This window comes from Thermobifida cellulosilytica TB100, assembly GCF_001517975.1.
GTDB classification, from domain to species: domain Bacteria; phylum Actinomycetota; class Actinomycetes; order Streptosporangiales; family Streptosporangiaceae; genus Thermobifida; species Thermobifida cellulosilytica.
In genome coordinates this window covers 67,522-90,722 of the sequence record NZ_KQ950181.1, presented here as the reverse complement: position 1 = coordinate 90,722, position 23,201 = coordinate 67,522, and the positions used below count along the sequence as shown (strand labels likewise).

The 23,201-nt window shown below is 71.9% G+C and carries 22 protein-coding genes; 9 read left to right on the top strand and 13 right to left on the bottom strand.

The window, feature by feature from the left end:
- Positions 1-16: 16 nt before the first annotated feature.
- The 3 genes from AC529_RS06700 to AC529_RS06690 form a co-directional block, all read right to left on the bottom strand.
- A complete protein-coding gene (locus tag AC529_RS06700; RefSeq protein ID WP_068754757.1) occupies positions 17-775 on the bottom strand; it encodes a LamB/YcsF family protein in 759 nt (252 codons plus the stop codon).
- A 60-nt stretch (positions 776-835) separates the two neighbouring features.
- The gene (locus tag AC529_RS06695; RefSeq protein WP_394326434.1) at positions 836-1,726 is read right to left on the bottom strand and encodes a hypothetical protein; all 891 of its coding nucleotides are present in this window, start codon (positions 1,724-1,726) and stop codon (positions 836-838) included.
- 226 nt (positions 1,727-1,952) lie between these two features.
- Positions 1,953-3,155: a PucR family transcriptional regulator gene (locus AC529_RS06690; protein WP_068754755.1), complete on the bottom strand. Its 1,203-nt coding sequence runs from the start codon at positions 3,153-3,155 to the stop codon at positions 1,953-1,955.
- 277 nt (positions 3,156-3,432) lie between these two features.
- Here AC529_RS06690 and AC529_RS06685 point away from each other — a divergent pair, with 277 nt between their 5' ends.
- The 5 genes from AC529_RS06685 to AC529_RS06665 all read left to right on the top strand — a co-directional run bounded on the left by AC529_RS06685 (position 3,433) and on the right by AC529_RS06665 (position 8,413).
- On the top strand, positions 3,433-4,317 hold the full coding sequence (locus AC529_RS06685; protein WP_068754752.1) for an ACP S-malonyltransferase: 885 nt from the start codon (positions 3,433-3,435) through the stop codon (positions 4,315-4,317).
- Positions 4,317-5,270: a beta-ketoacyl-ACP synthase III gene (locus AC529_RS06680; protein WP_068754751.1), complete on the top strand. Its 954-nt coding sequence runs from the start codon at positions 4,317-4,319 to the stop codon at positions 5,268-5,270. The genes AC529_RS06685 and AC529_RS06680 overlap by 1 nt, the downstream gene beginning before the upstream one ends.
- A gap of 87 nt (positions 5,271-5,357) precedes the next feature.
- Positions 5,358-5,600, top strand: a complete 243-nt coding sequence (locus AC529_RS06675; protein ID WP_068754749.1) for an acyl carrier protein — start codon at positions 5,358-5,360, stop codon at positions 5,598-5,600.
- A 133-nt stretch (positions 5,601-5,733) separates the two neighbouring features.
- Entirely contained in the window at positions 5,734-6,972 is a 1,239-nt protein-coding gene (fabF, locus tag AC529_RS06670) for a beta-ketoacyl-ACP synthase II (protein WP_068754747.1), read from the top strand.
- 304 nt (positions 6,973-7,276) lie between these two features.
- Positions 7,277-8,413, top strand: a complete 1,137-nt coding sequence (locus AC529_RS06665) for an EAL domain-containing protein (RefSeq protein ID WP_068755881.1) — start codon at positions 7,277-7,279, stop codon at positions 8,411-8,413.
- Between the two features lie 99 nt (positions 8,414-8,512).
- On the opposite strand, the gene AC529_RS06660 is transcribed toward AC529_RS06665, so the two are convergent.
- The gene (locus AC529_RS06660) at positions 8,513-9,298 is read right to left on the bottom strand and encodes an SGNH/GDSL hydrolase family protein (RefSeq protein ID WP_198156331.1); all 786 of its coding nucleotides are present in this window, start codon (positions 9,296-9,298) and stop codon (positions 8,513-8,515) included.
- Between the two features lie 1,043 nt (positions 9,299-10,341).
- On the opposite strand from AC529_RS06660, the gene AC529_RS06655 reads away from it, so the two are divergent.
- Positions 10,342-12,486 (top strand): hypothetical protein, encoded by a 2,145-nt coding sequence (locus AC529_RS06655; RefSeq protein ID WP_068754742.1) that lies wholly within the window; start codon positions 10,342-10,344, stop codon positions 12,484-12,486.
- A 557-nt stretch (positions 12,487-13,043) separates the two neighbouring features.
- On the opposite strand, the gene AC529_RS06650 is transcribed toward AC529_RS06655, so the two are convergent.
- From AC529_RS06650 to AC529_RS06615, 8 genes are read right to left on the bottom strand one after another with little or no spacing between them, the layout of a single operon-like run.
- Entirely contained in the window at positions 13,044-13,406 is a 363-nt protein-coding gene (locus AC529_RS06650; protein WP_068754740.1) for a metal-sulfur cluster assembly factor, read from the bottom strand.
- Positions 13,403-13,879, bottom strand: coding sequence for a Fe-S cluster assembly sulfur transfer protein SufU (sufU, locus tag AC529_RS06645; protein ID WP_068754738.1), 477 nt, complete (start codon positions 13,877-13,879; stop codon positions 13,403-13,405). Before sufU ends, AC529_RS06650 begins: the two co-directional genes overlap by 4 nt.
- A 12-nt stretch (positions 13,880-13,891) precedes the next feature.
- Positions 13,892-15,169, bottom strand: a complete 1,278-nt coding sequence (locus AC529_RS06640) for a cysteine desulfurase (RefSeq protein WP_068754736.1) — start codon at positions 15,167-15,169, stop codon at positions 13,892-13,894.
- Positions 15,170-15,171: 2 nt separating this feature from the next.
- The gene (gene sufC / locus AC529_RS06635; RefSeq protein ID WP_068754733.1) at positions 15,172-15,933 is read right to left on the bottom strand and encodes a Fe-S cluster assembly ATPase SufC; all 762 of its coding nucleotides are present in this window, start codon (positions 15,931-15,933) and stop codon (positions 15,172-15,174) included.
- Positions 15,934-15,950: 17 nt separating this feature from the next.
- Positions 15,951-16,283: a non-heme iron oxygenase ferredoxin subunit gene (locus tag AC529_RS06630; protein WP_068754730.1), complete on the bottom strand. Its 333-nt coding sequence runs from the start codon at positions 16,281-16,283 to the stop codon at positions 15,951-15,953.
- A complete protein-coding gene (gene sufD, locus AC529_RS06625) occupies positions 16,276-17,436 on the bottom strand; it encodes a Fe-S cluster assembly protein SufD (RefSeq protein WP_068754729.1) in 1,161 nt (386 codons plus the stop codon). Before sufD ends, AC529_RS06630 begins: the two co-directional genes overlap by 8 nt.
- 2 nt (positions 17,437-17,438) lie before the next feature.
- The gene (sufB, locus tag AC529_RS06620) at positions 17,439-18,851 is read right to left on the bottom strand and encodes a Fe-S cluster assembly protein SufB (RefSeq protein WP_068754728.1); all 1,413 of its coding nucleotides are present in this window, start codon (positions 18,849-18,851) and stop codon (positions 17,439-17,441) included.
- Complete coding sequence (locus AC529_RS06615; RefSeq protein ID WP_198156330.1) at positions 18,851-19,624, bottom strand: helix-turn-helix transcriptional regulator; 774 nt, start codon at positions 19,622-19,624, stop codon at positions 18,851-18,853. The genes sufB and AC529_RS06615 overlap by 1 nt, the downstream gene beginning before the upstream one ends.
- 290 nt (positions 19,625-19,914) lie before the next feature.
- Here AC529_RS06615 and AC529_RS06610 point away from each other — a divergent pair, with 290 nt between their 5' ends.
- From AC529_RS06610 to AC529_RS06600, 3 genes are read left to right on the top strand one after another with little or no spacing between them, the layout of a single operon-like run.
- Positions 19,915-20,844: an ABC transporter ATP-binding protein gene (locus AC529_RS06610; RefSeq protein ID WP_068754727.1), complete on the top strand. Its 930-nt coding sequence runs from the start codon at positions 19,915-19,917 to the stop codon at positions 20,842-20,844.
- Complete coding sequence (locus tag AC529_RS06605) at positions 20,844-21,632, top strand: ABC transporter permease (protein ID WP_068754725.1); 789 nt, start codon at positions 20,844-20,846, stop codon at positions 21,630-21,632. The genes AC529_RS06610 and AC529_RS06605 overlap by 1 nt, the downstream gene beginning before the upstream one ends.
- A gap of 53 nt (positions 21,633-21,685) precedes the next feature.
- A complete protein-coding gene (locus AC529_RS06600; protein ID WP_068754723.1) occupies positions 21,686-22,024 on the top strand; it encodes a hypothetical protein in 339 nt (112 codons plus the stop codon).
- Between the two features lie 89 nt (positions 22,025-22,113).
- Here the strand turns inward: AC529_RS06600 and argF are convergent, their stop codons facing one another.
- A complete protein-coding gene (gene argF / locus AC529_RS06595; RefSeq protein ID WP_068754721.1) occupies positions 22,114-23,115 on the bottom strand; it encodes an ornithine carbamoyltransferase in 1,002 nt (333 codons plus the stop codon).
- Positions 23,116-23,201 lie beyond the last annotated feature (86 nt).

Here is a 23,201-nt window from a genome sequence, read left to right as displayed (position 1 = left end):
CGCCTCTCCCGTCCGGTCACCGCGCGAAGGCGGCGAGGCGCACTCCCTCGTCGGCCAGCCGCCGTGCGACCCGCTCGGCGACCCGCACCGCGTCGGGGGTGTCGCCGTGGACGCACAGCGAGTCGGCGGTGATGCGCACCGGGGTGCCGTCGACGGCGGGGATCGGTTCGCCGTGCACGATCCGCAGGCAGCGTTCGGCGATCTCGTCGGGGTCGTGCAGGACGGCCCCCGGGTGGCGGCGCGGCACCAGGACCCCCTCCGGGGTGTAGGCGCGGTCGGCGAACGCCTCCCGGACGACGCGCAGCCCCGCCTGCTCGGCCAGCTCCAGCCACCGCGACCCGGGCAGCCCCAGGACGGGCAGGTCGGCGTCGTAGGAGCGGACCGCCTCGACGACCGCTCTGGCCTGCCCCTCGTGGTGGACGATCGCGTTGTACAGCGCCCCGTGCGGTTTGACGTAGCGCACCCGGTCCCCGGCGATCCGCGCGAACGCGTCGAGGGCGCCGATCTGGTAGACGACGTCGTCGGCCAGCTCGTCGGGCGGCACGTCGATGAACCGCCGTCCGAAACCGGCGAGGTCGCGGTAGCCGACCTGGGCGCCGACGGCGACGCCCCGGTCGGCCGCGCGGGCGCAGACCCGGCGCATCACGGTGGGGTCCCCGGCGTGGAAGCCGCAGGCCACGTTGGCGCTGGTGACGATGGACAGCAGTGCCTCGTCGTCGCCGAGCTCCCAGCGGCCGAACCCCTCACCGAGGTCGGAGTTGAGGTCGATGCGCATCGGGCATGTTCCTGTTCGTGCGAACCCGTCCGGTGCCGCCCCGGGGCTGTCAGGCGGCCGTCAGTTCCCCTGGCTGTTCTTGGTCCGCTGCCGCTGTTCGGCCCGGTCTCCGCGGGTCTTGGGCCTGGTGTTGGCGCGCAGCCGCAGCAACTGCAACTGCACCGGCAGGCGCAGCACAGATCCCCCGGCCGGGCCGGAGGGCCGGGCGGGGGAGCGGGAGAATCCGGGGACCACCGCTTCCACCGGGGTCGCGGGGGTCTTGGGCGGTGCCAGCCGTTCGGGCACCCCGGGCAGGTCGCAGACCTCCTGCGCGGTGGTGTTGTCGGGCCGCTTGTTCCGCTTGGCCTGCGGTTTGGGCCGCCGGGGGGCGGGCGCCTCGCCGCGGGCGGCGGCGCGGCGTCTGCGCCACCAGTCGTGCAGCCGGGTGATCAGCGGCCACTCCACCCGGGCGGGCTGGGCCAGCGCGGCCCACAGGTACGCCTTGGTGCCCCACGCCTCCATCGCCCGCCGGGCCCGCGAGACGGTGAAGTAGCCCGGCCAGGCCAGCAGAAGCTGCGGCCAGGCCAGTACGAAGGCCACGGCGTAGGGGAACAGCCCGCCTCCCACGATCGAGGCGGCGACGCCCATCACGACGGGGGTGAGGGCCAGGCCGATGCGCAGTCCGGTGATCTGCCGGAAGCGGTGCAGGGAGCGGCGCACCGAGACCTCCGGGGGCACGCCTTCGGGCAGTGGTGTGGGCTGGGCGAAGCAGGCCAGCAGCAGAGATCCCACCGCCACCGACGTCGACAGCAGGATCGTCCAGCCCGGTGCCGACCATTCGCGCAGGACGAGGGCCAGTACGCCGAGAATCAGGATGGGGATCGGGATGTGGAAAAGGACCTGCCGCCGGACCTGGCCCGCTGCGGTGGGTTCCTGGACGTACTCCACGATGCGAGTGATCAACCGTCTCATCACGGACGCCGCCACTACTCCCCCTTACCACGCGTTCCGTTGCACCAGCCGGTCGACGCCCCTGCGCTGCGCCGGAGGACCGTGACCGCGGCACGACGAGAAGCGGACACGACTGCTCGTGTCCACCGCTCACGTTATCCGGTTTTCACGTGCCGTGCGGATCTTTCTCCGCCCGCCCCGGCCCGGCCGTTCCCGGGAACGGGGGCCGTGGTGTGCGGCCCGGACCTCACCGCCGGTCGGCCAGACGGCCCAGGGTCAGCGCCACCCGGAGCACGAAGGAGCCCCTGCTGTCCGAGGGAGCCTGACCGGTCAGCTCCGCCACCCGGCTGAGGCGGTAGCGCACCGTGTTGGGGTGGACGAACAGCATCCGCGCGGTGGACTCCAGTGAGGAGGCGTGTTCCAGGTAGACCGACAGGGTGTCCAGCAGTGGGGTTCCGGCGTCACGCAGTGGCTGGTACACCTGCTCGACCAGTCTACTCCGGGCACTCTGGTCGCCGTCCAGAGCCCGTTCGGGCAGCAGGTCCTCGGCGGAGACGGGCCTGGGGGCGTCCGGCCAGCCGGGCGCGGCGCGCAGGCCGTCCACCGCGGCGCGGGCCGAGCGGCTGGCGGCGCGCAGGTCCTCCACCGGCGGTCCCACGACGACCGCGCCGGGGCCGAACAGCCCGGCCAGGGGGGTGGCCGCGGCCATCGGGTCGGAGGCGGTCTGCTCGTTGACGCCCACCACGACCACGACCCGCTCCCCCTGCACCCCGGCGAGCACGTCGTGCCCGGCCCGGCGGGCGCTGGTCCGCAGGTTCGCCAGGGCCTCCTCGGGGTCCTGGTCGCCGAGGAGCCCGGCGATCGCGATCACCGGCGTGCGCGACCAGCCCAGCGAGGCCCCCCAGGTCTCCAGCCCTTCCTCGCGGTCGCCGTGCAGCAGCGCGTCCACGATGAGCGCCTCCAGGCGGGCGTCCCAGGCCCCTCTGGCCTCGGCGGCCCGGGCGTAGACGCGGGCCGTGCTGAAGGCGACCTCCCTGCTGTAGCGGAGCATCGCCTCGCGCAACTGCTGTTCCCCGCCGGGCGCGGCCAGTTCGCCGACCCGGCTCTCCACGACGTCGATGACGACCCGCACCAGTTCCACGGTCTGCTGTAGCGACACCGAACGGGTCAGCTCCCGCGGAGCGGTGCCGAAGACCTCCACGGCGATCGCCGGGCGGCCCCGGTTGGGGTTCTTGAACCAGTCCACGAAAGCGGCCACCCCCGACTGGGCGACCAGGCCCACCCACGAGCGGTCCTCGGCGGACATGGAGCGGAACCACGACAGCCGCTCCTCCATCCGGGCCACCGCGGCCGTGCCCAGGGCTCCCATGGCGCGTTCCAGTCGGAGCACGGTCTCCGCGCGCACGGCGTCCTCGTCGGTCGGGGGCGCGTCAAGAGAATCAGTCGTCACTCTTCTAGGGTGGCACCTTGGGACGGGTCTTTCTCCCGGTGGGGCTGCCGTCGTGGGTGCGGCCGTGCGCGATCGTGCGCGCAGCCCTCCTACTTCGGAGGAACAACACCGCTTTTTTGTACAAATTTCACAAAATGATCACGGTGAAGTTCGTGCCTGTCCCCATCAAGCTGGTGATGTTCTACAGGGCAAGGTTGATGCTGTGCTTGCAATCGTCGCTCCGGGCCAAGGTGCCCAGGTCCCCGGTTTCCTCTCCGCGTGGCTCGAACTCCCCGGCATGGCGGAGCGGTTCCCCGAGTGGTCGGAGGTGGTCGGTCTCGACCTCGTCCGCTACGGCACCACCGCTGACGCCGAAGAGATCCGCGACACCGCGGTAGCCCAGCCGCTGCTGGTGAGCGCGGGTATCGCGGCGAGCCTGGCGCTCTTCGGCGACCTGGAGTCCGCCGCCGCATCGGCGGACGCGGTCGCCGGGCACAGCGTCGGCGAGTTCACCGCAGCCGCGGTCGCCGGAGTGCTGTCCCCCCGCGACGCCCTGTCCCTGGTCGCCGAGCGCGGGCGGGGCATGGCCGAGGCCTCGGCGGTCACCCCCACGGGCATGACCGCGGTGCTGGGCGGCGACCGCAGCGAGGTGCTTGCCGCGATCGAGGCGGCGGGCCTGACCCCCGCCAACGACAACGGCTCCGGTCAGATCGTCGCCGCCGGGACGCTCGAGCAGTTGGAGGCGCTCGCCGCCGCTCCCCCGCCCCGGGCCCGGCTGCGTCCCCTGTCGGTGGCCGGCGCCTTCCACACCCACCACATGGAACCGGCGGTGAAGCGGGTCGCTGCGCTGGCGTCCACGATCACCGCCGCCGATCCGCGTACCCGCCTGCTGTCCAACCGCGACGGCGCGGTCGTGGCGTCCGGAGCGGAGTACCTGTCCCGCCTGGTGTCGCAGATCAGCTCCCCGGTCCGGTGGGACGCCTGCACCGCCACCCTCGCCGACCTGGGGGTCACCGCGCTGATCGAACTGCCTCCCGCGGGCACCCTGACCGGCCTGGCCAAGCGCGCACTGCGCGGTGTCGAACTGCTCGCCGTCAAGTCCCCCGAAGACCTGGACCGAGCGCGCGCACTCGTCGCGGAGCACGCGGGCGCGGTCTCCGCCGATCTGGAAGGGCAAGCGTGATGAAGACCTCCCCAGCCTCTCCCGGAGCGCGCGTCGTCGCCTTCGGCGAGTACCAGCCCGCCAACGTCGTCACCAACCACGACCTGGCCGCCCGGGTGGACACCTCCGACGAGTGGATCCGCAGCCGGGTGGGCATCGCCGAACGGCGCATCGCCTCCCCGGACGAGAGCGTCACCGACATGGCGGTGGCCGCCGGAGGCAAGGCCCTGGCCGCCAGCGGCCTGACCCCCGAGGACATCGACCTGGTGATCGTGGCGACCTGCACCCAGCGCGACCAGATCCCCAACACCTCGGCGAGCGTGGCCGCGCGCCTGGGCATCCCCGCGCCCGGGGCCTTCGACGTCAACGCGGCCTGCGCGGGCTTCTGCTACGCCCTGGGCGTGGCCAACGACGCGGTGCGCAGCGGCTCGGCGCGCCACGCGCTGGTGATCGGCGCGGAGAAGCTCTCCGACTGGCTCGACTGGGACGACCGCTCCACCTGTGTGATCTTCGCCGACGGGGCGGGCGCCGTGGTGGTGTCGGCCTCGGAGGAGCCCGGGATCGGCCCGGTGGTGTGGGGCAGCTCCGGCGACCGGGCCGACAAGATCTACCTGCGCGACCACAAGTACATCTACCAGGAGGGCCAGACCGTCTTCCGGTGGACCACCACCGAGCTGTACCCGGTGGCCCTGGAGGCGCTGGAACGGGCCGGTGTGGCCCCCGAGGAGCTGACCGCGTTCGTCCCGCACCAGGCGAACCTGCGCATTGTGGAGGCCATCGCCCGTAAGCTGGGCGCGCCGCAGGCGATCATCGCTCGCGATATCGTCACCGCGGGGAACACCTCGTCGGCCTCCATTCCGCTCGCGCTGGCTCGCATGATCGAGCGCGGCGAACTCCCCTCGGGAAGCACCGTGCTCACCCTGGGTTTCGGAGCCGGCCTGACGTACGCGGCGCAGGTGCTGCGTCTTCCCTGACGCCGCTGCCGACTCCGTTCGCAGCACACCGGAGCTGTCGGGCGACCCCGCCTCATGGCAGTAGAGAACGTAAAGGAGAAACCTGACATGGCCCACACGGACAAGGAGATCCTGGACGGCCTCGCCGAGATCATCGACGAGATCGCCGGTGTCCCCGCGGGCGAGGTCACCCCGGAGAAGAGCTTCGTGGACGACCTCGACATCGACTCGCTGTCCATGGTCGAGATCGCCGTCGCCGCCCAGGACAAGTTCGGCGTGGAGATCCCCGACGACCAGCTCAAGGACCTGAAGACGGTCCAGGACGTCATCACCTACATCCAGAAGCAGTAGCCGACGCCGTCCCGCCCGCCGACGTCGCAGCCGTCGGCGGGCCTGCCCGATCCCGTCCGGCAGCGCTCCGGACGGCCCGCGCGCCGCGGGGTCCACGGCGCACCGACCACCCAGACGAGAAGGGCGATCGACCATGAGTAACCGCGAAGTCGTCGTCACCGGCCTCGGAGCCAGCACCCCTCTGGGAGGTGACGTCGCCACGACCTGGTCGGCGCTGCTCGAAGGTCGATCCGGCATCACCTACCTGCCGGAGGAGTGGCACGAGAAACTCCCCGTGCATTTCGCGGGTCTCCTCGCCGAGGAGCCGTCCGAGAAGCTGGAACGCCACCGACTGCGCCGCCTGGACCGGACCCAGCAACTGTCGCTGATCACCGCGCACGAGGCGTGGGCCGACGCGGGTTCCCCCGAAGTCGACCCGCTGCGCCTGGGCGTCGTGGTGGCCAGCGGCATCGGAGGGATCCTGACCACCCTCCACCAGTACGACATCTTCCGGGAGAAGGGCTGGAAGCGGGTCTCGCCGTTCACGGTCCCCATGCTCATGCCCAACAGTCCGGCCGCCGCGGTGGCCCTGGAGTTCACCGCCCGCGCGGGCTCGCACGCCACGGTGAGCGCCTGCGCCTCCAGCGCCGAGGCCATCGCCGACGGCATCAACATGATCCGCTCCGGCCGCGCCGACGTGGTGATCGCGGGCGGCTGCGAGGCGGCGATCCACCCGCTGAACATCGCCGCGTTCGCCGCGATGCGCGCGCTGTCCACCCGCAACGACGACCCGCAGCGCGCCTCCCGCCCCTTCGACGTCAACCGGGACGGCTTCGTCATGGGCGAGGGCTCGGGCATGCTGGTCCTGGAGTCGGCCGAGCACGCCGCGGCGCGCGGCGCCCGCGTCTACGCGGTGGCCGCCGGCACCGGGTACACCTGCGACGCCTACGACATGGTGCAGCCCGATCCGGTGGGTGCGGGCGCGGCCCGCGCCATCTCCGCCGCGATCGCCGACGCAGGGCTGAGCCCCTCCGACATCGCGCACATCAACGCGCACGCCACGTCCACCCCGGCGGGCGACGTCCCCGAGACCGTGGCGATCCGCACCGCGCTGGGCGACTCCGCCGCCGACTCGGTCGCGGTCACCTCCACCAAGTCCATGACCGGCCACCTGCTGGGTGGCGCCGGCGCGCTGGAGTCCGTCGCGACGGTCCTGGCCCTGCACCACGGCGTGGTCCCGCCCACGATCAACGTCGAGGAGCTCGACCCGAACGTCGTGGTCGACGTGGTCCTGGACAAGCCGCGGGAGCTGCCCGCCGACGCGGTCGCCGCGCTCAACGACTCCTTCGGCTTCGGCGGCCACAACGTCGCCCTCGTGTTCCGGCGGCCCTGACCGCCGCCGGGGCGTCGGCCCGGTCCGCGTCGCGGCGGGCGCCCCGGTCCGGCAGGCCGCACCGCGCGTCCCCTCCCGGGCCGCGGATCAGCTCCGGCCGTCGGGGCACGCCCAGCGTGGCCCGACGGCCTTCCTCGTTCCCGGGGCAGGGCCGCGCCGCAGCGGCTTCAGAGCGGTCGCGGCGCGGTCTGCCCGGGGTGTCCCTGTCCTGTCCCGGTGTGAGCCGGGAGGCACCGAGAATTCAACCGGTCTTCACCCCCGCGCAGTCCCCTCCCGGGGGCGGAGCGGCGACCATGATGCCGTGCTGCCCTCACAGAGGAGTTCCCACGGCGACACACGGCTGGACGGCGCCTCGGCGGGGGAGCGCCCGCCGCTCCTGCGCCCGATCGTCGACCTGGACTCGGGTGCGGTGCTGGCGGTCGAGGCCGTCCACCCCTCCGGAGCGCGGCCCGGCGAGGACGTCGCCCGGCTGGCCGAGCGCCTGAACCGCACCGCCCACGAGGTCGCGGCGCGGGAGAGCCTGCTCCCCCTGGTCCTCCCGGTGCCCGCCCGGCTGCTGACGGCCGGGCGGGAGCCGTTCGTGTCCCTGGCGGGGGTGCTGCGCCCGAGGGGCCGTCGTCCGCGGGACGTCACGCTCATGGTCGACGCCGACCTGCGGCTGCTGCCCCGCGAACACCTCGCCGCGTCCCTGGCGGTCGTCCGGGAGCTGGGTTTCCGGTACGCGTTCGGCACCGCCCGGATTCCCCCCGACCTGCTCGTGGAGACCGCCCCGTTCCTGGTCCGCATCGACGGCGCGCTGACCGCCGGCCTCCCCGACGACGAGCGGTCCGTCGCGGTCGTGGACGGCATGGCCCGGATCGGACGCGGCGCCGGGACGTTTCCGCTGGCCTCGGGGGTGTCCTCGGTGGAGCAACTGGCGAGCCTGCGCCGGATCGGGGTGCGCCTGGCGCAGGGGCCGCTGTTCGCGGGGGACGGCTGGGTTCCCGGGGACCGCGTCACCCAGGTCCCCGACCTCTCGCTGGACCGGGGCGCACCGGACCCCGCCGGTCCCCGGGTGTCGGACTTCATGGTCCCGGCGGTGACCATGGCCGTCGACGCGACCGCCGAGGAGGTGCTGGAGTCGTTCAGCAACGACACCGCCCTCACCAGCGTCGTCCTGCTCGACCACCGCGAGCGTCCGGTGGCGGCACTGGACCGGGCGCGTTTCCTGCTCTCCGTCACCGGCCCCTACGGGCACGCGCTGTACGCGAAGCGTCCGGCCCGCAAGCTGGCCGACCCGCCCAGGACCGTGCCGCGCACCGCCCCCGCCCTGGCCGCGCTGCGCATCGCAGGCTCCGACCGGGAGCGGGTCTACGACGACCTCGTCGCCGTCAACGAGTTCGGACAGTGCATGGGCGTGGTCCACGTCGGCGATGTCATCCGCGGCCTGTCCCGCGTCTGACCAGCAGCACCGGCCGCTCTCGGAAAGGCCCGGCGCACGCGCCAGAGGGGAGCCCCGGCTCCCCCCTGGCTCCCCTCTGGCGCGTGCGGTCCGACGGGCTCAGTCCTGCCGGTGCTCCTCCGCCTCCAGCAGGCCGGTGGCCAGTTCGGTCAAGTGGGGGCGCTTGGGCAGTCGGCCGTCCCCGGTGGAGCGGCCCAGGAGCCTGCGTCCCAGCCAGGGCACGAGGAACCGCACCGCCCACCGGCGGGTCTCGCGGCGGCGCAGGATGCGCGGGCGGGGGACGTAGGGGGTGGCCCAGGGGCGCTCCCACAGCTCCCTGGGGCCGATGGGGTGGCCGAGCAGGTCGGCGATGCGGGCCGCGACGATCTGGTGTCCGGCGGAGTTGAAGTGCAGGCGGTCCACGCTCCAGGCGCGCGGGTCGTTGAGGGACTCCAGCGCCCACAGGTCCACGATGTCGACGCCGTTGCGCTGGGCGATGGCGTGCAGGTGCATACTGAACACCGCGATGCGCCCGCGGTAGACCCGCAGCACCGGCACCCAGCCGGTGTCGTGCCCCGAGAGCATGACCACCCGGATGCCCGCGTCGAGCAGGCGGCGGATGCCCCGCTCGTACTGGCGGGCGAGCCGGTCCAGGTTGGTGTTGGGCCGCAGCACGTCGTTGCCTCCGGCGTGCACGGTCACCAGGTCGGGGGCGAAGTCCAGGGTCTGTTCCAACTGCTCGCCGAAGATGTGGTGGATCCGCCGTCCGCGCACCGCGAGGTTGGCGTAGCGAAACCCCGGGGTCAGGGTGCTGAGGTGCTCGGCGAGCCGGTCGGCGAAGCCCTGGTAGGTGCCGTCGGGGCCGGGGTCGTCCAGCCCCTCGGTGAGGCTGTCCCCGATGGCCACGTAGGAACGGATGACCGCGGGCCGGGCCGCTGGCGGGCGGTGGGATAGCTCCCCCGTGGAACCGTTGGCGTCCGCTCCCGGCCGGAGGAGGGGGATTCCCTTGTCTGAGCCGGTCAAGTGACCCTCTCTTTCTCAGGTGGTCGGCGCTTACGGGTCTTCGTGCGGTCGTCGCGCCCTGGCTCGGGGGCGGGGCCGGCCCCCGGAACGCGGAAACGGCCGCCGAGGCGGCCTGTGGGGGTGCGCGGCGGCACGCTCCCGGGAGTCCGGGAGGCTTCGGGGCGTTCCATCTGAATACTCCGGGGATCGGCTCTCTCTCCGGCTCGGGGTGTGCGGCACCCCGCGGAACGCGCCTCCTCGGGCTCCGCGTGTGCTCCGTGCCGTACCCCCGCCCGCGCTGTCCCGCCGCCAGCGCCCGCTGGGGGACGCGCCGCGGCCGGTGCGCGGACGGCCTTCCGTGCCACGGCCGATGATCAGGAGGGTGCGGGGGGTACGAAAGACCAGACAAGCATACCGCCGCCGGACACGGACGGCCGGTGGAGGCAGATCCGACCGGGCGCGGCCCGCACCGCGGGAGGCCGCGGGCTGCCGCCCGCGCGGGGGGTTGAGGGGTGTTCCCCGACCGCTGCTCTGTCAGGCTCCCGCGGCGGCCGGTGTCCCGCCTCGGCCGGGGCCTGTCGCCCGCCTCCTCCCGGGGCGGGCGTGTGACGTATCCGACGGCACACGGGTCACAGAAATGTCACTTATGAGGCCTGACAAGATATATGTACAGATTGTCTGCCAGGCACCTTCTTAGGGTACTCTCAGGATTTCCTGTTGGGCACTACACAGGATGCGTAGCCCCCACGTACGATCTGCGAGGGATCGACACCGTCGGCCTCGAGGCAGTGCGGCCCTCCGCTCGCACCGCACCCGGTCGACGGGGACCCGCCCGGTTCGCTGCCCTTACCGTCCCGAGGGGCGTAATGTGTAGCGCATAACCGGACATCCGTGTCGTTCTCGCACATTTAGCGTGCCATGTGCCAGGAGGTCGAGGTCCCCCGTCGATGAACGCCGTTTCGCCGATCAGCCTCACCGACCTCGTTCCCGCCCTGCGGTGGAGCAAGTCGCCCGGCACCACCGCGATCCTGCGGCATCCCCGGCTGGTGGACGGCTGGTGGCGGTCGCTCCCCCTTCCCCGGGTGCTCGACATCGCCGGCCCCGCCTGGCTGGCGCACTGCATGGCCCGCCTCTCCGTGGAACAGTGGGACCACCTGGAGGTCTGCGAGTTCGTACCGACACTGCGCGGGATCACGGTGGACCTGTCGGAGGTCGCCGAGCCCGTACGCGGCGCGGTACAGGCCACCGCGGGCGACTGGGACCGGCTGGTCCGCGCCTCCCCCCAGACGATGCGTTCCTGGGACTTCCCCAGCAACTGCGACGTGCTGGAGGTGGTCGGCACGATCATGTGGCAGTCGATCCTGCCGTTCACCGGCGGGCCGCTCAGCGGCCCCGCCCCCTCCCCCGCCCTGATGATCGAGGCCGTGCGCACCATCGCGAACTGGATGCCCGCCTCCGCCCCGGAGCACGTGCGCAACGCGCTGGCCTACCTCACCGACGCCACCGGCGCCGACTCCTCCGGTCCCACCACCGACACCGCCAAGAACACGCAGACGCCGGCCACCCGCGCCATCCGGACGCTGCGGGCCCTGCGCGCCCAGCGCGACCGCGATCTCGCCGCGAAGGAGAACAGCTCCACCACGCCCTCCTCCTCCCGCTCCCCGGCCTCCGAGGAGCCGGTCCCGCTGCTGGCCCGGCGCGGCGGCAGCCCTCTGCTCGGCCCCGGCGGCACCCTGCGCCGCCCGGCGTTCGGACCGCCCAAGGCGCTGCGCGTCCAGTCCACGGCCTCCGCCTCCGAGGAGGCCCCGGCCAAGCAGGCGGCCCCGGCACTGGGGACGCACCCGCTGATCGACCTGTTCGAGCAGTTGTGCCGGGACTGGAACGACCTGGAGCGGCTCATCGCCACCGAGCGGCTGTTCACCGCCGAGCCGACCAGCATCCGCCTGCTCGCCGACCAGCTCCAGATGGACATCGGCGAACTGCGCAGCGCGCAGCGCACCGTCGAGGAGCGCCTGCTGCAGTGGCTCAACTCCCCGGTGGGCGCGCCGATGGCCCGGCACCTGCGCGACCTGGCCGACACCATAGGCGTGGCCACCACCATCGACTACCTGGTCAGCGCCCATCCCGACCACTCGGTCGACGTGCCCTCGCTCGGCATCCCGCTGTGGCGGGTCGTCATGACGCTGTTCACCGACCGGCGGCTGGACGACAACTGGCTGCTCGCCACCGACACCGGGCACCTGCGCCGACAGACCCGCCAGCTCCTGTCCGACCAGCCCAGCCTGAGCGAGGCCGAGAGCCGCCTGGGCAAGATCGGCATCCGCCCCCCGGTGCTGCGGGCATGGCTACAGAGCACCCCGGGGGTCAGCATCCAGGACGGACAGGTGCTGGTCGACGAGAGCGTGCCGCTGAACGCCGCCGAGCCCGCGGGCGGACACGCCGCGTACTCCTCCCCCCAGGCCATGACCACCACCAACGGCCTGCCCATCCGCCGCCGCTCCGGGGGGGCCAAGAGCGCGCCGCCGAAGCCGACGGTGGCCACCTCGACGCGCTGCTTCCGCGCCCCCGACGGACGCTGGTGGCACCGCGTCGACGTCACCATCGACCAGCTCAACGGCGCCCCGGTCGCCGTGCCCCCGGGGTACGCCGCACACCTCGGGCTACAGCCGGGACGCCTGCTGTGCCTCACCGGCCCCGGCGCGGACCTGCTGGTCCTGGTCTGGCGGGACCAGGCCGCGTTCGACTCGCTGCGTCCGCTGCTGCGCAGGCTGGGCGCCCAGCCCGGGGACCGGCTGTTCATCACCGTCAACGGGGACCGGCTGGACGCCCGCCTGCTCCAGGCATCCGCGGTCCCCTCCGACAGCGGCCCGCTGGGCCTGGCGCTGAGCCTGACCGGCTACACCGCTCCGGCCACCCCCGAGGAGGCCCTCGACATCATCTTCCGCCGGATCAACGAGACCGACGAGGGCTTCACCAGCACCCCGGCGGAGCTGATCAACCTGTTGAGCAGCCGCGGCGACGAGGACATCGCCGAGCAGCTTCGCCTGTCCCTGCACTCCGCCCCGCTCCAGACCCAGCAGCGGCTGGCCTGACCCCGCCTCCCGGCGTTGCGCGGCGGCGCCCCGTCACCTCCCGGTCCGGGGGACGGCGCCGCACCGCCGCGCAACGCCGCGACGGGCTCCTCGTCGCGGCGGGTGAGGCCGGGGGCAGCGGCCGGAACGCCCCGACGGCGCGGTCCGGGCGGCCGAGCGGACCGGGAGGATCACCGGGCCCGGCCGTCGTCGCCACCGACATCGGTCGGTCTGCCCGCGCCCCACGCCGGTCGCGCTCAGCGTCTGCTGGAGGCGCGGCCTGCCCCGGCGGTCCCCGAAGGCGTGGGCGGCGTCCTCCAGGCCCGGCAGCTCGCGCCGGGCCGGGTCGGCGGCGCTCCCCAGGGCCTGCTCCGCCCGGCCGCACCGCCCACCACCAGGTGTGCCCGGGAGGGCCTCCGTGTTCTTCCCCGGTCCTGTACGCCCTGCCCGCCCCCTGTCCGGGGCGTCCTCCCCTCTCACCCGGGCGTGGGCCGGGAAACGGCAGACGCCCGCGGCCGGGCGGGCACGCGGGCGTCTGCCGGGTCCGGGCCCCGAGGGGCGCCCGGACCGCGGCGGCCTCAGACGTTGAAGCCGAGCATCCGCAACTGGTCCCGGCCGTCCTCGGTGATCTTGTCCGGACCCCACGGCGGCATCCAGACCCAGTTGATCTTGACCTCGCGGCCGAACTCCTCCAGCGCGTTGGCGGCCTGGTCCTCCAGCACGTCGGTGAGCGGACAGGCGGCACTGGTCAGCGTCATGTCGATCACGATGTCGCGGTCGTCGGCCTTGATGCCGTAGACCAGACCGAGGTCGACGACGTTGACCCCCAGCTCGGGGTCGATGACGTCCTTGAGGGCGTCGGTGATCTCCTCCAGCAGCGCCTCGTCCACCTCGGCGGCCGGAGCCTGCGTGCTCTGGGCGGTCTCGTTTCCGTCGGTCATACCGCCCCCTCCTTCTGGGTCGCCAGGGACTTGACGGTCGCGTCCTTCCACGCCATCCAGGCGAGCAGCGCGCACTTGACCCGGGCGGGGTACTTCGACACCCCGGCGAAGGCCACCGCGTCCTCCAGCACGCCCTCGTCGGGCTCGCCCTTCCCCTTGGACTGCATGAGCGCGGTGAACTCCTCCAGGACGGCCATCGCCTCGTCGACGGTCTTGCCGATGAGCAGGTCGGTCATGACCGAGGCGCTGGCCTGGCTGATGGAGCAGCCCATGCTGTCGTAGGAGATGTCGGCGACCGTGAGGGCGTCCTTGCCGTCCTCCGCGGACTCGAGCAGCACCCGGAGGGTGACCTCGTCGCCGCAGGTGGGGTTGATGTGGTGGCTCTCGGCGTCGAACGGCTCCCGCAGGCCCTTGTGGTGCGGATTGCGGTAGTGGTCCAGGATGATCTCCTGGTACATCGCGTCGAGTTTCATGGCACGCCTCTCCTAGCTCCGGGCCACCCCGAAGAACCGCTGCGCCTCGCGGATGCCCTCGACCAGGGCGTCCACGTCGGCGAAGGAGTTGTACAGGTAGAACGAGGCGCGGGTGGTGGCCACCGCGCCGTACCTGCGGTGCAGCGGCCAGGCGCAGTGGTGTCCCACCCGCACGGCCACTCCCCGGTCGTCCAGCACCTGCCCGACGTCGTGGGGGTGGATGCCGTCGACGGTGAACGACACCGCTCCTCCGCGTGCCTCGGGGTCGGTCGGCCCGACGATCCGCACCCCTTCGAGGGAACCGACGTGCTTGAGCGCGTATTCCACCAGGGCGTGCTCGTGGGCGGCCACGGCGTCCATGCCGATGGCGTTCAGGTAGTCGCAGGCCGCGGCCAGGCCGACCGCCTGCGGCGCCATCGGCACCCCGGCCTCGAAGCGCTGCGGCGGGTCGGCCCAGGTGGAGTGGTCCATGTGCACCGTGCCGATCATGGACCCGCCGGTGATGAACGGCGGCATCGCCCGCAGCAGTTCGCCGCGCCCCCACAGCACTCCGATGCCGTTGGGGCCGCACATCTTGTGCCCGGAGAACGCCAGGAAGTCGACGCCGAGCTCGGTGACGTCCACCGGCATGTGCGGCACCGACTGGGCGCCGTCCACCAGGACCAGCGCGCCGACGGCGTGCGCCCGCTCCGCGATCTGGCGGACCGGGTTGACGGTGCCCAGCACGTTGGACTGGTGGGTGAGCGCCACGATCCTGGTGCGCTCGTTGACCAGGTCGTCCAGGTTCGACAGGTCGAGACGTCCCTCGTCGGTGACGCCGAACCAGCGCAGCGTCGCCCCGGTGCGGCGGCACAGCTCCTGCCAGGGCACCAGGTTGGCGTGGTGCTCCATCTCCGTGACCACGACCTCGTCGCCCGGCCCCACGGCCATGCGGGCGAACTCCTCGCCCGCAGTGGCCGCGTTGCTCATGGCGTAGGCGACGAGGTTGATCGCCTCCGTGGCGTTCTTGGTGAACACCACCTCGTCGGCCGGAGCGCCCACGAAGGCCGCGATGGTGGCGCGGGCCTGCTCGTAGGCGTCGGTGGCCTCCTCCGCGAGCTGGTGCGCGCCCCTGTGCACCGCCGCGTTGTGGCGTTCGTAGAACTCCCGCTCGGCGTCGAGGACCTGCCGGGGCTTCTGCGAGGTCGCTCCGGAGTCGAGGTACACCAGCGGACGCTCGTCGCGTACGGTCCGCGCCAGGATCGGGAAGTCGGCCCGGATCGTCTCGACGTCCAGCTCGCGTGCTGTCACGGTTAGGCGCCCACCTTCACGAATCGCTCGTAGCCCTCGGCCTCCAGGGTCTCGGCCAGCTCGGGGCCGCCCGACTCGGCGACCCGACCGCCCGCGAAGACGTGCACGAAGTCGGGCTTCACGTAGTTGAGGATGCGGGTGTAGTGCGTGATGAGCATGACGCCCATCCCGTTGGCCTCCTTGGCCCGGTTGATGCCCTCGGAGACGATCTTGAGGGCGTCGACGTCGAGGCCGGAGTCGGTCTCGTCGAGGATGGCCACCTTCGGCTTGAGCAGCTCCAGTTGCAGGATCTCGTGGCGCTTCTTCTCGCCGCCGGAGAAGCCCTCGTTGACGCCGCGGGCGGCGAAGGAGGAGTCGAAGGCCATCGCCTTCATGGCCTCCTGCAACTCCTTGGAGAAGGCCCGCAGCTTGGGCGCCTCTCCGCGGACCGCGGTGACGGCACTGCGCAGGAAGTTGGACATGGACACGCCGGGCACCTCGATCGGGTACTGCATGGCGAGGAAGAGTCCGGCGCGGGCCCGCTCGTCGACCTCCATCTCCAGCACGTTCTCGCCGTCGAGCAGGACCTCGCCCTCGGTGATCTCGTAGCGGGGGTGCCCGGCGACGGCGTAGGCCAGGGTGGACTTGCCGGAGCCGTTGGGCCCCATGATGGCGTGGGTCTCACCGGAGTTGATCGTCAGGTCGACGCCCTTGAGGATCTCCTTGCGCTCGTCCTCGCTGATGATGACGTCGGCACGCAGACCGCGGATCTCGAATGTGGTCATGGTCTTTTCTTCAGCCTCTACGGGTTCGTGGGGTCCAACGAGACGAGCACGTCGTCACCGTCGATCTTCACAGCGTATGTGGGGACCGCCTGGGTCGCCGGCGGGTTGAGCGGCTTGCCCGAGCGCAGGTCGAAGCACGAGCCGTGCAGCCAGCACTCGATGGTGCCGTCCTCGACCTCGCCCTCGGACAGGTTCACCTCGGCGTGCGAGCAGATGTCGCTGATCGCGTACACCTGGCCCTCGCTGCGCACCACCGCCACCGGGGTGTCGCCGATCTCCACGCTCAGCGCGCCCTCCTCTGGGAGGTCGCCGAGCGAGCAGACCCTGGTGTAGGCGCCTTCGCTAGTCATGGAACGCCAGTTTCTCCTCGACCTCGTCCGTGATGCGCTGACGCAGTTCGGGAACCTCGATCCGGTTGATGATCTCGGCGAAGAAGCCGCGGATCACCAGCCGCCGGGCCTCGTCGGCGGGGATGCCGCGCGACTGGAGGTAGAAGAGGTGGATGTCGTCGAGGCGTCCGCTGGTGCTGGCGTGCCCCGCCCCCTCGACCTCACCGCTGAAGATCTCCAGGTTGGGCACGGAGTCCACGCGGGCGCCGTCGGTGAGCACCAGGTTGCGGTTGTTCTCGTAGGAGTCGGTGCCCTTGGTGTCCTCGCCGATGATCACGTCGCCAATCCACACCGAGTGGGCGTCCTCGCCGCTGAGCGCTCCCTTGTAGTCGACCCTGCTGCGGGTGTGGGAGACGTTGTGGTCGACCAGCGAGCGGTGCTCGTGGTGCTGGCCGGCGCCGGTGAAGTACAGGCCGTACAGCTCGGCGTTGCCGCCGGGGCCGGTGTAGCCCACCTTGGGCGACAGCCGCACGAGGTCGCCGCCGAGGGTGATCACGACGCTGCGGTAGTGGGCGTCGCGGCCGACCTTGGTGTACTGGTGCGACACGTGGACGGAGTCGCGGTCCCAGTCCTGGAGGCTGACCACGTCGAGCCGGGCGCCGTCGTCGACGACGAACTCGACGTTGTCGGCGTAGATCGAGGTGCCCGCGTACTCCAGGACCACGGTGGCGGAGCTGAACTGCTCGGCCCGGACCAGGACGTGGCCGTAGGCGTCGCCCTGCTCGGTGCCGGTGACCCTGATGAACACCGGCTCGTCGGCCCGGGTGTCCTTGCCCACCGTGACGACGACGGCCTCGGTGAAGGACTGGTAGGCCAGGGCGCTGACCCGGTCGGTGGGCAGGAAGGAGCGGGCCAGCCGCTCGTCGTCGCGGCCCACGGTCTCGACGGTGACCCCCTCGGGCGCGCTCATCTCGACCTTCACCACGCCGTCGGCGATGTTGCGGCCGTCGTGCAGGCCGCGCAGCCGCCGCAGCGGGGTGAAGCGCCACTCCTCCTCGCGCCCGGTGGGCTTGGGGAAGTCGTTGGGGTCGAACGACCCGTGGACGTCGAGTTTGGAAACGGGGAGGCCGCCGCCGTGGCTGTGCTCCTTGATTCCGAGGTTAGGGGTGGCCATGGTCAGCCGACCGCTCCTTCCATCTGCAGCTCGATGAGCCGGTTCAGTTCCAGCGCGTACTCCATGGGGAGCTCCCGCGCGATGGGTTCGACGAAGCCGCGGACGATCATCGCCATCGCCTCCTCCTCGGCCAGGCCCCGGCTCATCAGGTAGAAGAGCTGGTCCTCGCTGACCTTGGAGACCTTGGCCTCGTGGCCCATCTCCACGTTGTCCTCGCGGACGTCCACGTACGGGTAGGTGTCGGAGCGGCTGATCGTGTCGATCAGCAGCGCGTCGCACTCCACGTTGGACTTGGAGTGGTCGGCGCCCTCCTGGATCTGGACCAGTCCGCGGTAGGAGGTGCGGCCGCCGCCCCGGGCCACCGACTTGGAGACGATGGTCGAGGAGGTGTGCGGCGCGCAGTGCACCATCTTGGAGCCGGTGTCCTGGTGCTGGCCCGCCCCGGCGAAGGCGATGGACAGGGTCTCGCCCTTGGCGTGCTCGCCCATCAGGTAGACCGCCGGGTACTTCATGGTGACCTGGGAGCCAATGTTGCCGTCGATCCACTCCATGGTGGCGCCCTCGTAGGCGACGGCGCGCTTGGTGACCAGGTTGTAGACGTTGTTCGACCAGTTCTGGATGGTCGTGTAGCGGCAGCGGGCGTTCTTCTTGACGATGATCTCGACGACCGCGGAGTGCAGCGAGTCCGACTTGTAGATCGGCGCGGTGCAGCCCTCGACGTAGTGGACGTAGGCGCCCTCGTCCACGATGATCAGCGTCCGCTCGAACTGGCCCATGTTCTCGGTGTTGATCCGGAAGTAGGCCTGCAACGGGATCTCCACGTGCACGTTCTTGGGCACGTAGACGAAGGAGCCGCCGCTCCACACCGCGGTGTTCAGCGCGGCGAACTTGTTGTCGCCGGGCGGGATGACGGTGCCGAAGTACTCCTGGAACAGCTCGGGGTGCTCCTTGAGCGCGGTGTCGGTGTCCAGGAAGATGACGCCCTGGGCCTCCAGGTCCTCGCGGATCTGGTGGTAGACGACCTCGGACTCGTACTGCGCGGCCACCCCGGCGACCAGGCGCTGCTTCTCGGCCTCGGGGATGCCCAGCTTGTCGTAGGTGCGGCGGATGTCCTCGGGCAGCTCCTCCCAGGAGGTGGCCTGCTTCTCCGTGGACCGCACGAAGTACTTGATGTTGTCGAAGTCGATCTTCGACAGGTCGGCACCCCAGTTCGGCAGCGGCTTCTTGGTGAACAGCCGGAGCGCCTTCAGGCGCAGGTCCAGCATCCACTCGGGCTCGTTCTTCTTGCTGGAGATGTCACGGACGACCTCCTCGTCGAGGCCGCGGCGCGCCGAGGCGCCGGCCACGTCGGGGTCGGCCCAGCCGTACTCATAGGTACCGAGCCCTTCGAGCTCGGGGTGCGCGGTAGACGTCATTACGCGGATCCTCCTGGACAGGACGTCCTGTTGTGGCCCGGTTCCGGTTCCCGCCGGGTGCGGGTCCCGGTCCCCAGGGAGCCGATGTCTCGGGAGCTGACGTGGGTGGTGCAGACGCCGTCGCCGTGCGCGATGGTGGCGAGGCGGCGCACCGGTGTGCCCAGTAAGCGGGCGAACGCCTCGACCTCGGCGTCGCACAGCTCGGGGAACTCCGCCGCCACGTGGGCGACCGGGCAGTGGTGCTGGCACAACTGCTCTCCCCCGGCCGGGGCCGACCCCGACGAGGCGGCGTAGCCGTCGTTGGACAGCGCCTCGGCGAGCAGCCGCACCCGTTGCTGCGGAGGTGCGGCGGCGAGCACCGGCCGGTACCGGTGTTCCAGGTCGGCGACCTGTCGGCGCGCGAACTCGGCGACGGCCTGCGGCCCCGCCTTCTCGGCGAGGAAGCGCAGTGCGCTGGCCGCGAGGTCGTCGTAGCCGTGCACGAACGCGTCCCGTCCGGCCCCGGTGATCACGAAGACTCGGGCGGGCCGGCCTCTGCGGCGCCGTCCGACCGGCGAGGCGTCACGGGCCTCGACCATGCCCTCGCCGACCAGGTGGTCGAGGTGGCGGCGGATGGCCGCCGACGTCAGCCCGAGCCGCTCTCCCAACGCGGACGCGGTGATCGGACCATGTTCGAGTATGAGCCGGGCGACCCGTGCCCGGGTGCCGGTCTCGGCGCCCAGATCGTGGGCAGCGGGCGTCCGGGACTTGCCGATGCCGACCGTCCCCTTCACACGCTGTTCCCCGCCCGTGTTTTTCACAACATCAGTGTGGCCTAATTGCGTCCCATTGAGCAAACCACGTCGAGTGCGGTAGGCCACACAAGTTAGCCTTCCCTTACAGGGATTTTCATGGACAACCTGACCGCGACGACAGCCGGACCTTACCCCGCACCCGCTTCCGGCGTCTCATATGACAAGAATTCTTTCTCATAGAGTGAAACACTCTGCGCGGGCCCCCGGGCCGTCCGGCGCCCCGGCGACCCCGTGCGCCCGCCCGGTGACACGGCCGTAGACTCTTTGCCATGGACACCCCTGCCGTCGAGGTCACCGACCTGGTCAAGCGTTACGGCGACGTCACCGCGGTGGCCGGACTGTCGTTCACGGCCGCCCGGGGGGCGGTGACCGCGCTGCTGGGCCCCAACGGCGCGGGCAAGACCTCGACGATCGAGATCTGCGAAGGGTTCCGCCGCGCCGACGCGGGCCGCGTCCGCGTCCTCGGCCTCGACCCGGTCCGCGACTCCCGGGCGCTCAAGCCCCGGGTCGGCGTCATGCCGCAGAGCGGAGGGGTGCCCACCGGCGTGCGCGCGGGCGAGTGGCTGCGCCTGATGGCCGCCCTGCACGCCCGTCCCGTCCCCCCCGAAGCACTGCTGGAGCGGCTGGGCCTGTCCGCGGTGGAGCGCACCCCCTTCCGGCGGCTGTCCGGCGGCCAGCAGCAGCGCCTGTCCCTGGCCGCCGCCGTCATCGGCCGCCCCGAGCTGGTGTTCCTGGACGAGCCCACCGCCGGCCTGGACCCGCAGGCCCGCATGGCCACCTGGGAGCTGATCGGCGACCTGCGCGCGGCGGGCGTGGGCGTGGTGCTGACCACCCACTACATGGAGGAGGCCGAACGGCTCTCCGACCACGTGGTCATCATCGACCACGGCCGGGTGGTCGCCGACGGGCCCACCTCCGACCTCACCCGCGGCGGCCAGGAGCTGCGCTTCCGCACCAGGACGGGGCTGGACGTGTCCGCCCTCGCCGCGGCGCTGCCCGCGGGCTGCGCCGTCGCCGAGCACGGCGCCGGCCACTACACGGTGACCTGCGCCGACCCCGCCGGACCGAGCCCGGGTCTGGTGGCGACCGTGACCACCTGGTGTGCGGCCCACGACGTCATCCCCGAGGACCTGCGCGTGCACCGCCGTACCCTCGAAGACGTCTTCCTCGAACTCACCGGCCGGGATCTGCGCAACTGATGTCCACCTCCACCCCACCGATCGACTTCACCCCCAGCCCGGGCGCGGCCCCGCCCCTCCGCCGGGTGCTCGCCCAGACCGACCTGGAGCTGCGGCTGCTGCTGCGCAACGGCGAGCAGTTGCTGCTGACCCTCGTCATCCCGGTGATCCTGCTGGTCGGCTTCGGCACCGTCCCGCTGCTGGACCTGGGCTCCGGCTCCCGGGTGGACTTCCTGGCGCCGGGCGTGCTGGCACTGGCGACGATGTCCACCGCGTTCACCGGACAGGCCATCGGCACCGGCTTCGAGCGGAGCTACGGCGTGCTCAAACGCCTGGGAGCCACCCCCCTGTCGCGGCCGGGGCTGCTGGCCGCCAAGACCCTGGCGGTGCTGGCGGTCCAGGTGTTGCAGGCCGCGGTCATCTGCGCGGTGGCGCTGGCCCTGGGCTGGTCCCCCGAGGGCGGCCCGGGCGGTGCGCTGAGCGCGGCGCTGCTCATGGTGCTGGCCACCGCCGCGTTCAGCTCCCTGGCCCTGCTGATGGCCGGGACCCTGCGCGCCGAGGCCACGCTGGCCGCCGCCAACCTGGTCTACGTGGTGCTGCTGGGACTGGGCGGGGTGGTCTTCCCCGTCGACCGCTTCCCCGCGGCGCTGCTGTCCCTGGTCGAGGCCCTGCCCATCACCGCCCTGTCGACGGGGCTGCGCACGGTCCTGGCCGACGGGGCGGCGCTGCCGCTCGGCCCCGTGCTGGTGCTGCTCGCCTGGGCCGCGGTCGGCACGGTCCTGGCCGGCCGGTTCTTCCGCTGGGAGTGAGTCCCCGACGCGGCACCGGCCGCCCGGCCCGCCCGGAACACTAGACTCCCCCCGTGGAATCCCTCGGTGTCCCCTGGTTCGTCCTGGTGCGCCACCTCGGCCCGCCCCTGGTGCTGCTGGTCGTCGGCGGCGTACTGGTGCGGTGGCGCAGGCCCCCGCGCAGGGGCCTGGTCGTCGCCGCGCTGTGCGTGAACCTGCTGGCCGCAGCGCTCCCCTTCCTGTGGATCGCCCTGCAGACGGCCACCGGTCTGGGCACGAGCAGCGCCGCCGGACTCGTCATGACCGGGCTGCAACCGCTGGTCTCGTTCACCGCCTGGATGCTGCTGCTGGTCGCCGTCACGGCGGGGGAGGCCACGGGGCACGCCGTCGCCGACGACCGGACGGCGCGCTGACCGGTCCCGGTCCCTCCCCTCCGCCGGCCCTGCTCCCCCGCCGTGGAGCGGGTAGCCCGCCGCGCGGGGCGGGCCGCTCCCGTCGCGGCTCAGCCCAGCGTGGCGACCATGAGCGCCTTGATCGTGTGCATCCGGTTCTCGGCCTGGTCGAAGACCACGGAGGCGGGCGACTCGAACACCTCGTCGGTGACCTCCAGCTCGCTCAGTCCGGTGCGGGCGTGGATGTCGCGGGCGACCTGGGTGCCCAGGTCGTGGAAGGCGGGCAGGCAGTGCAGGAACTTGACGTCGGGGTTGCCGGTGGCCTTGAGCGCCTCGGCGTTGACCTGGTAGGGCAGGAGCTGGCGGATGCGCTCGTCCCACACCTCGGCGGGCTCGCCCATCGACACCCACACGTCGGTGTAGACGAAGTCGGCCCCGGCCAGGCCCTCGGCCACGTCCTCGGTGAAGGTGACGCGGCCCCCGGTGGTCTCGGCGATCGCGCGGGCGGGCGCGGCCACCCTCTCCTCGTCGGGCCACAGTTCGCGGGGGGCGACCATGCGCACGTCCAGGCCGAGCATGGCCCCGGTGACGGTCAGGGAGTTGCCGAGGTTGTTGCGGGCGTCGCCCATGTAGGCGAGGGTGACCTCGCGCAGCGGCTTGTCGGTGTGCTCGGTGATGGTGAGGAAGTCGGCGAGCATCTGGGTGGGGTGCCACTCGTCGGTGAGGCCGTTCCACACCGGCACGCCCGCGTACTCGGCGAGCTCCTCCACCAGCTCCTGGCTGGAGCCGCGGTACTCGATGCCGTCGAACATCCGCCCCAGGACGCGGGCGGTGTCCTTGATGGACTCCTTGTGGCCGATCTGCGATCCCGCCGGGTCCAGGTAGGTGACGTGGGCGCCCTGGTCGTGGGCGGCCACCTCGAAGGCGCACCGGGTCCGGGTGGAGGTCTTCTCGAAGATCAGGGCGATGTTCTTGCCCCTGAGCCGTGGCTGCTCGGTCCCCGCGTACTTGGCGGCCTTCAGGTCGGCTGCCAGCCTGATCAGAAACACCAGTTCCTGGGGGGTGAAGTCGAGTTCCTTGACGAAACTGCGGTTGCGCAGGTTGAACGCCATCGCGGCTGGCTCTCCTGTCCGTCACACCAACACTGCCGGAAAGATATTCATCGTACCGAATACTCATTCGGAGTGCGGAGGCGGTG

Bases quoted from the DNA above. Each gene is read 5' to 3' on its own strand.
- argF (WP_068754721.1), bottom strand. From the start codon at position 23,115: ATGGCGTTCAACCTGCGCAACCGCAGTTTCGTCAAGGAACTCGACTTC.
- AC529_RS06675 (WP_068754749.1), top strand. From the start codon at position 5,358: ATGGCCCACACGGACAAGGAGATCCTGGACGGCCTCGCCGAGATCATC.
- sufU (WP_068754738.1), bottom strand. From the start codon at position 13,879: ATGAAACTCGACGCGATGTACCAGGAGATCATCCTGGACCACTACCGC.
- AC529_RS06695 (WP_394326434.1), bottom strand. From the start codon at position 1,726: ATGAGACGGTTGATCACTCGCATCGTGGAGTACGTCCAGGAACCCACC.
- AC529_RS06655 (WP_068754742.1), top strand. From the start codon at position 10,342: ATGAACGCCGTTTCGCCGATCAGCCTCACCGACCTCGTTCCCGCCCTG.
- fabF (WP_068754747.1), top strand. From the start codon at position 5,734: ATGAGTAACCGCGAAGTCGTCGTCACCGGCCTCGGAGCCAGCACCCCT.
- AC529_RS06700 (WP_068754757.1), bottom strand. From the start codon at position 775: ATGCGCATCGACCTCAACTCCGACCTCGGTGAGGGGTTCGGCCGCTGG.
- sufD (WP_068754729.1), bottom strand. From the start codon at position 17,436: ATGGCCACCCCTAACCTCGGAATCAAGGAGCACAGCCACGGCGGCGGC.
- AC529_RS06605 (WP_068754725.1), top strand. From the start codon at position 20,844: ATGTCCACCTCCACCCCACCGATCGACTTCACCCCCAGCCCGGGCGCG.
- AC529_RS06630 (WP_068754730.1), bottom strand. From the start codon at position 16,283: ATGACTAGCGAAGGCGCCTACACCAGGGTCTGCTCGCTCGGCGACCTC.
- sufC (WP_068754733.1), bottom strand. From the start codon at position 15,933: ATGACCACATTCGAGATCCGCGGTCTGCGTGCCGACGTCATCATCAGC.
- AC529_RS06680 (WP_068754751.1), top strand. From the start codon at position 4,317: ATGAAGACCTCCCCAGCCTCTCCCGGAGCGCGCGTCGTCGCCTTCGGC.
- AC529_RS06685 (WP_068754752.1), top strand. From the start codon at position 3,433: ATGGCGGAGCGGTTCCCCGAGTGGTCGGAGGTGGTCGGTCTCGACCTC.
- sufB (WP_068754728.1), bottom strand. From the start codon at position 18,851: ATGACGTCTACCGCGCACCCCGAGCTCGAAGGGCTCGGTACCTATGAG.
- AC529_RS06650 (WP_068754740.1), bottom strand. From the start codon at position 13,406: ATGACCGACGGAAACGAGACCGCCCAGAGCACGCAGGCTCCGGCCGCC.
- AC529_RS06610 (WP_068754727.1), top strand. From the start codon at position 19,915: ATGGACACCCCTGCCGTCGAGGTCACCGACCTGGTCAAGCGTTACGGC.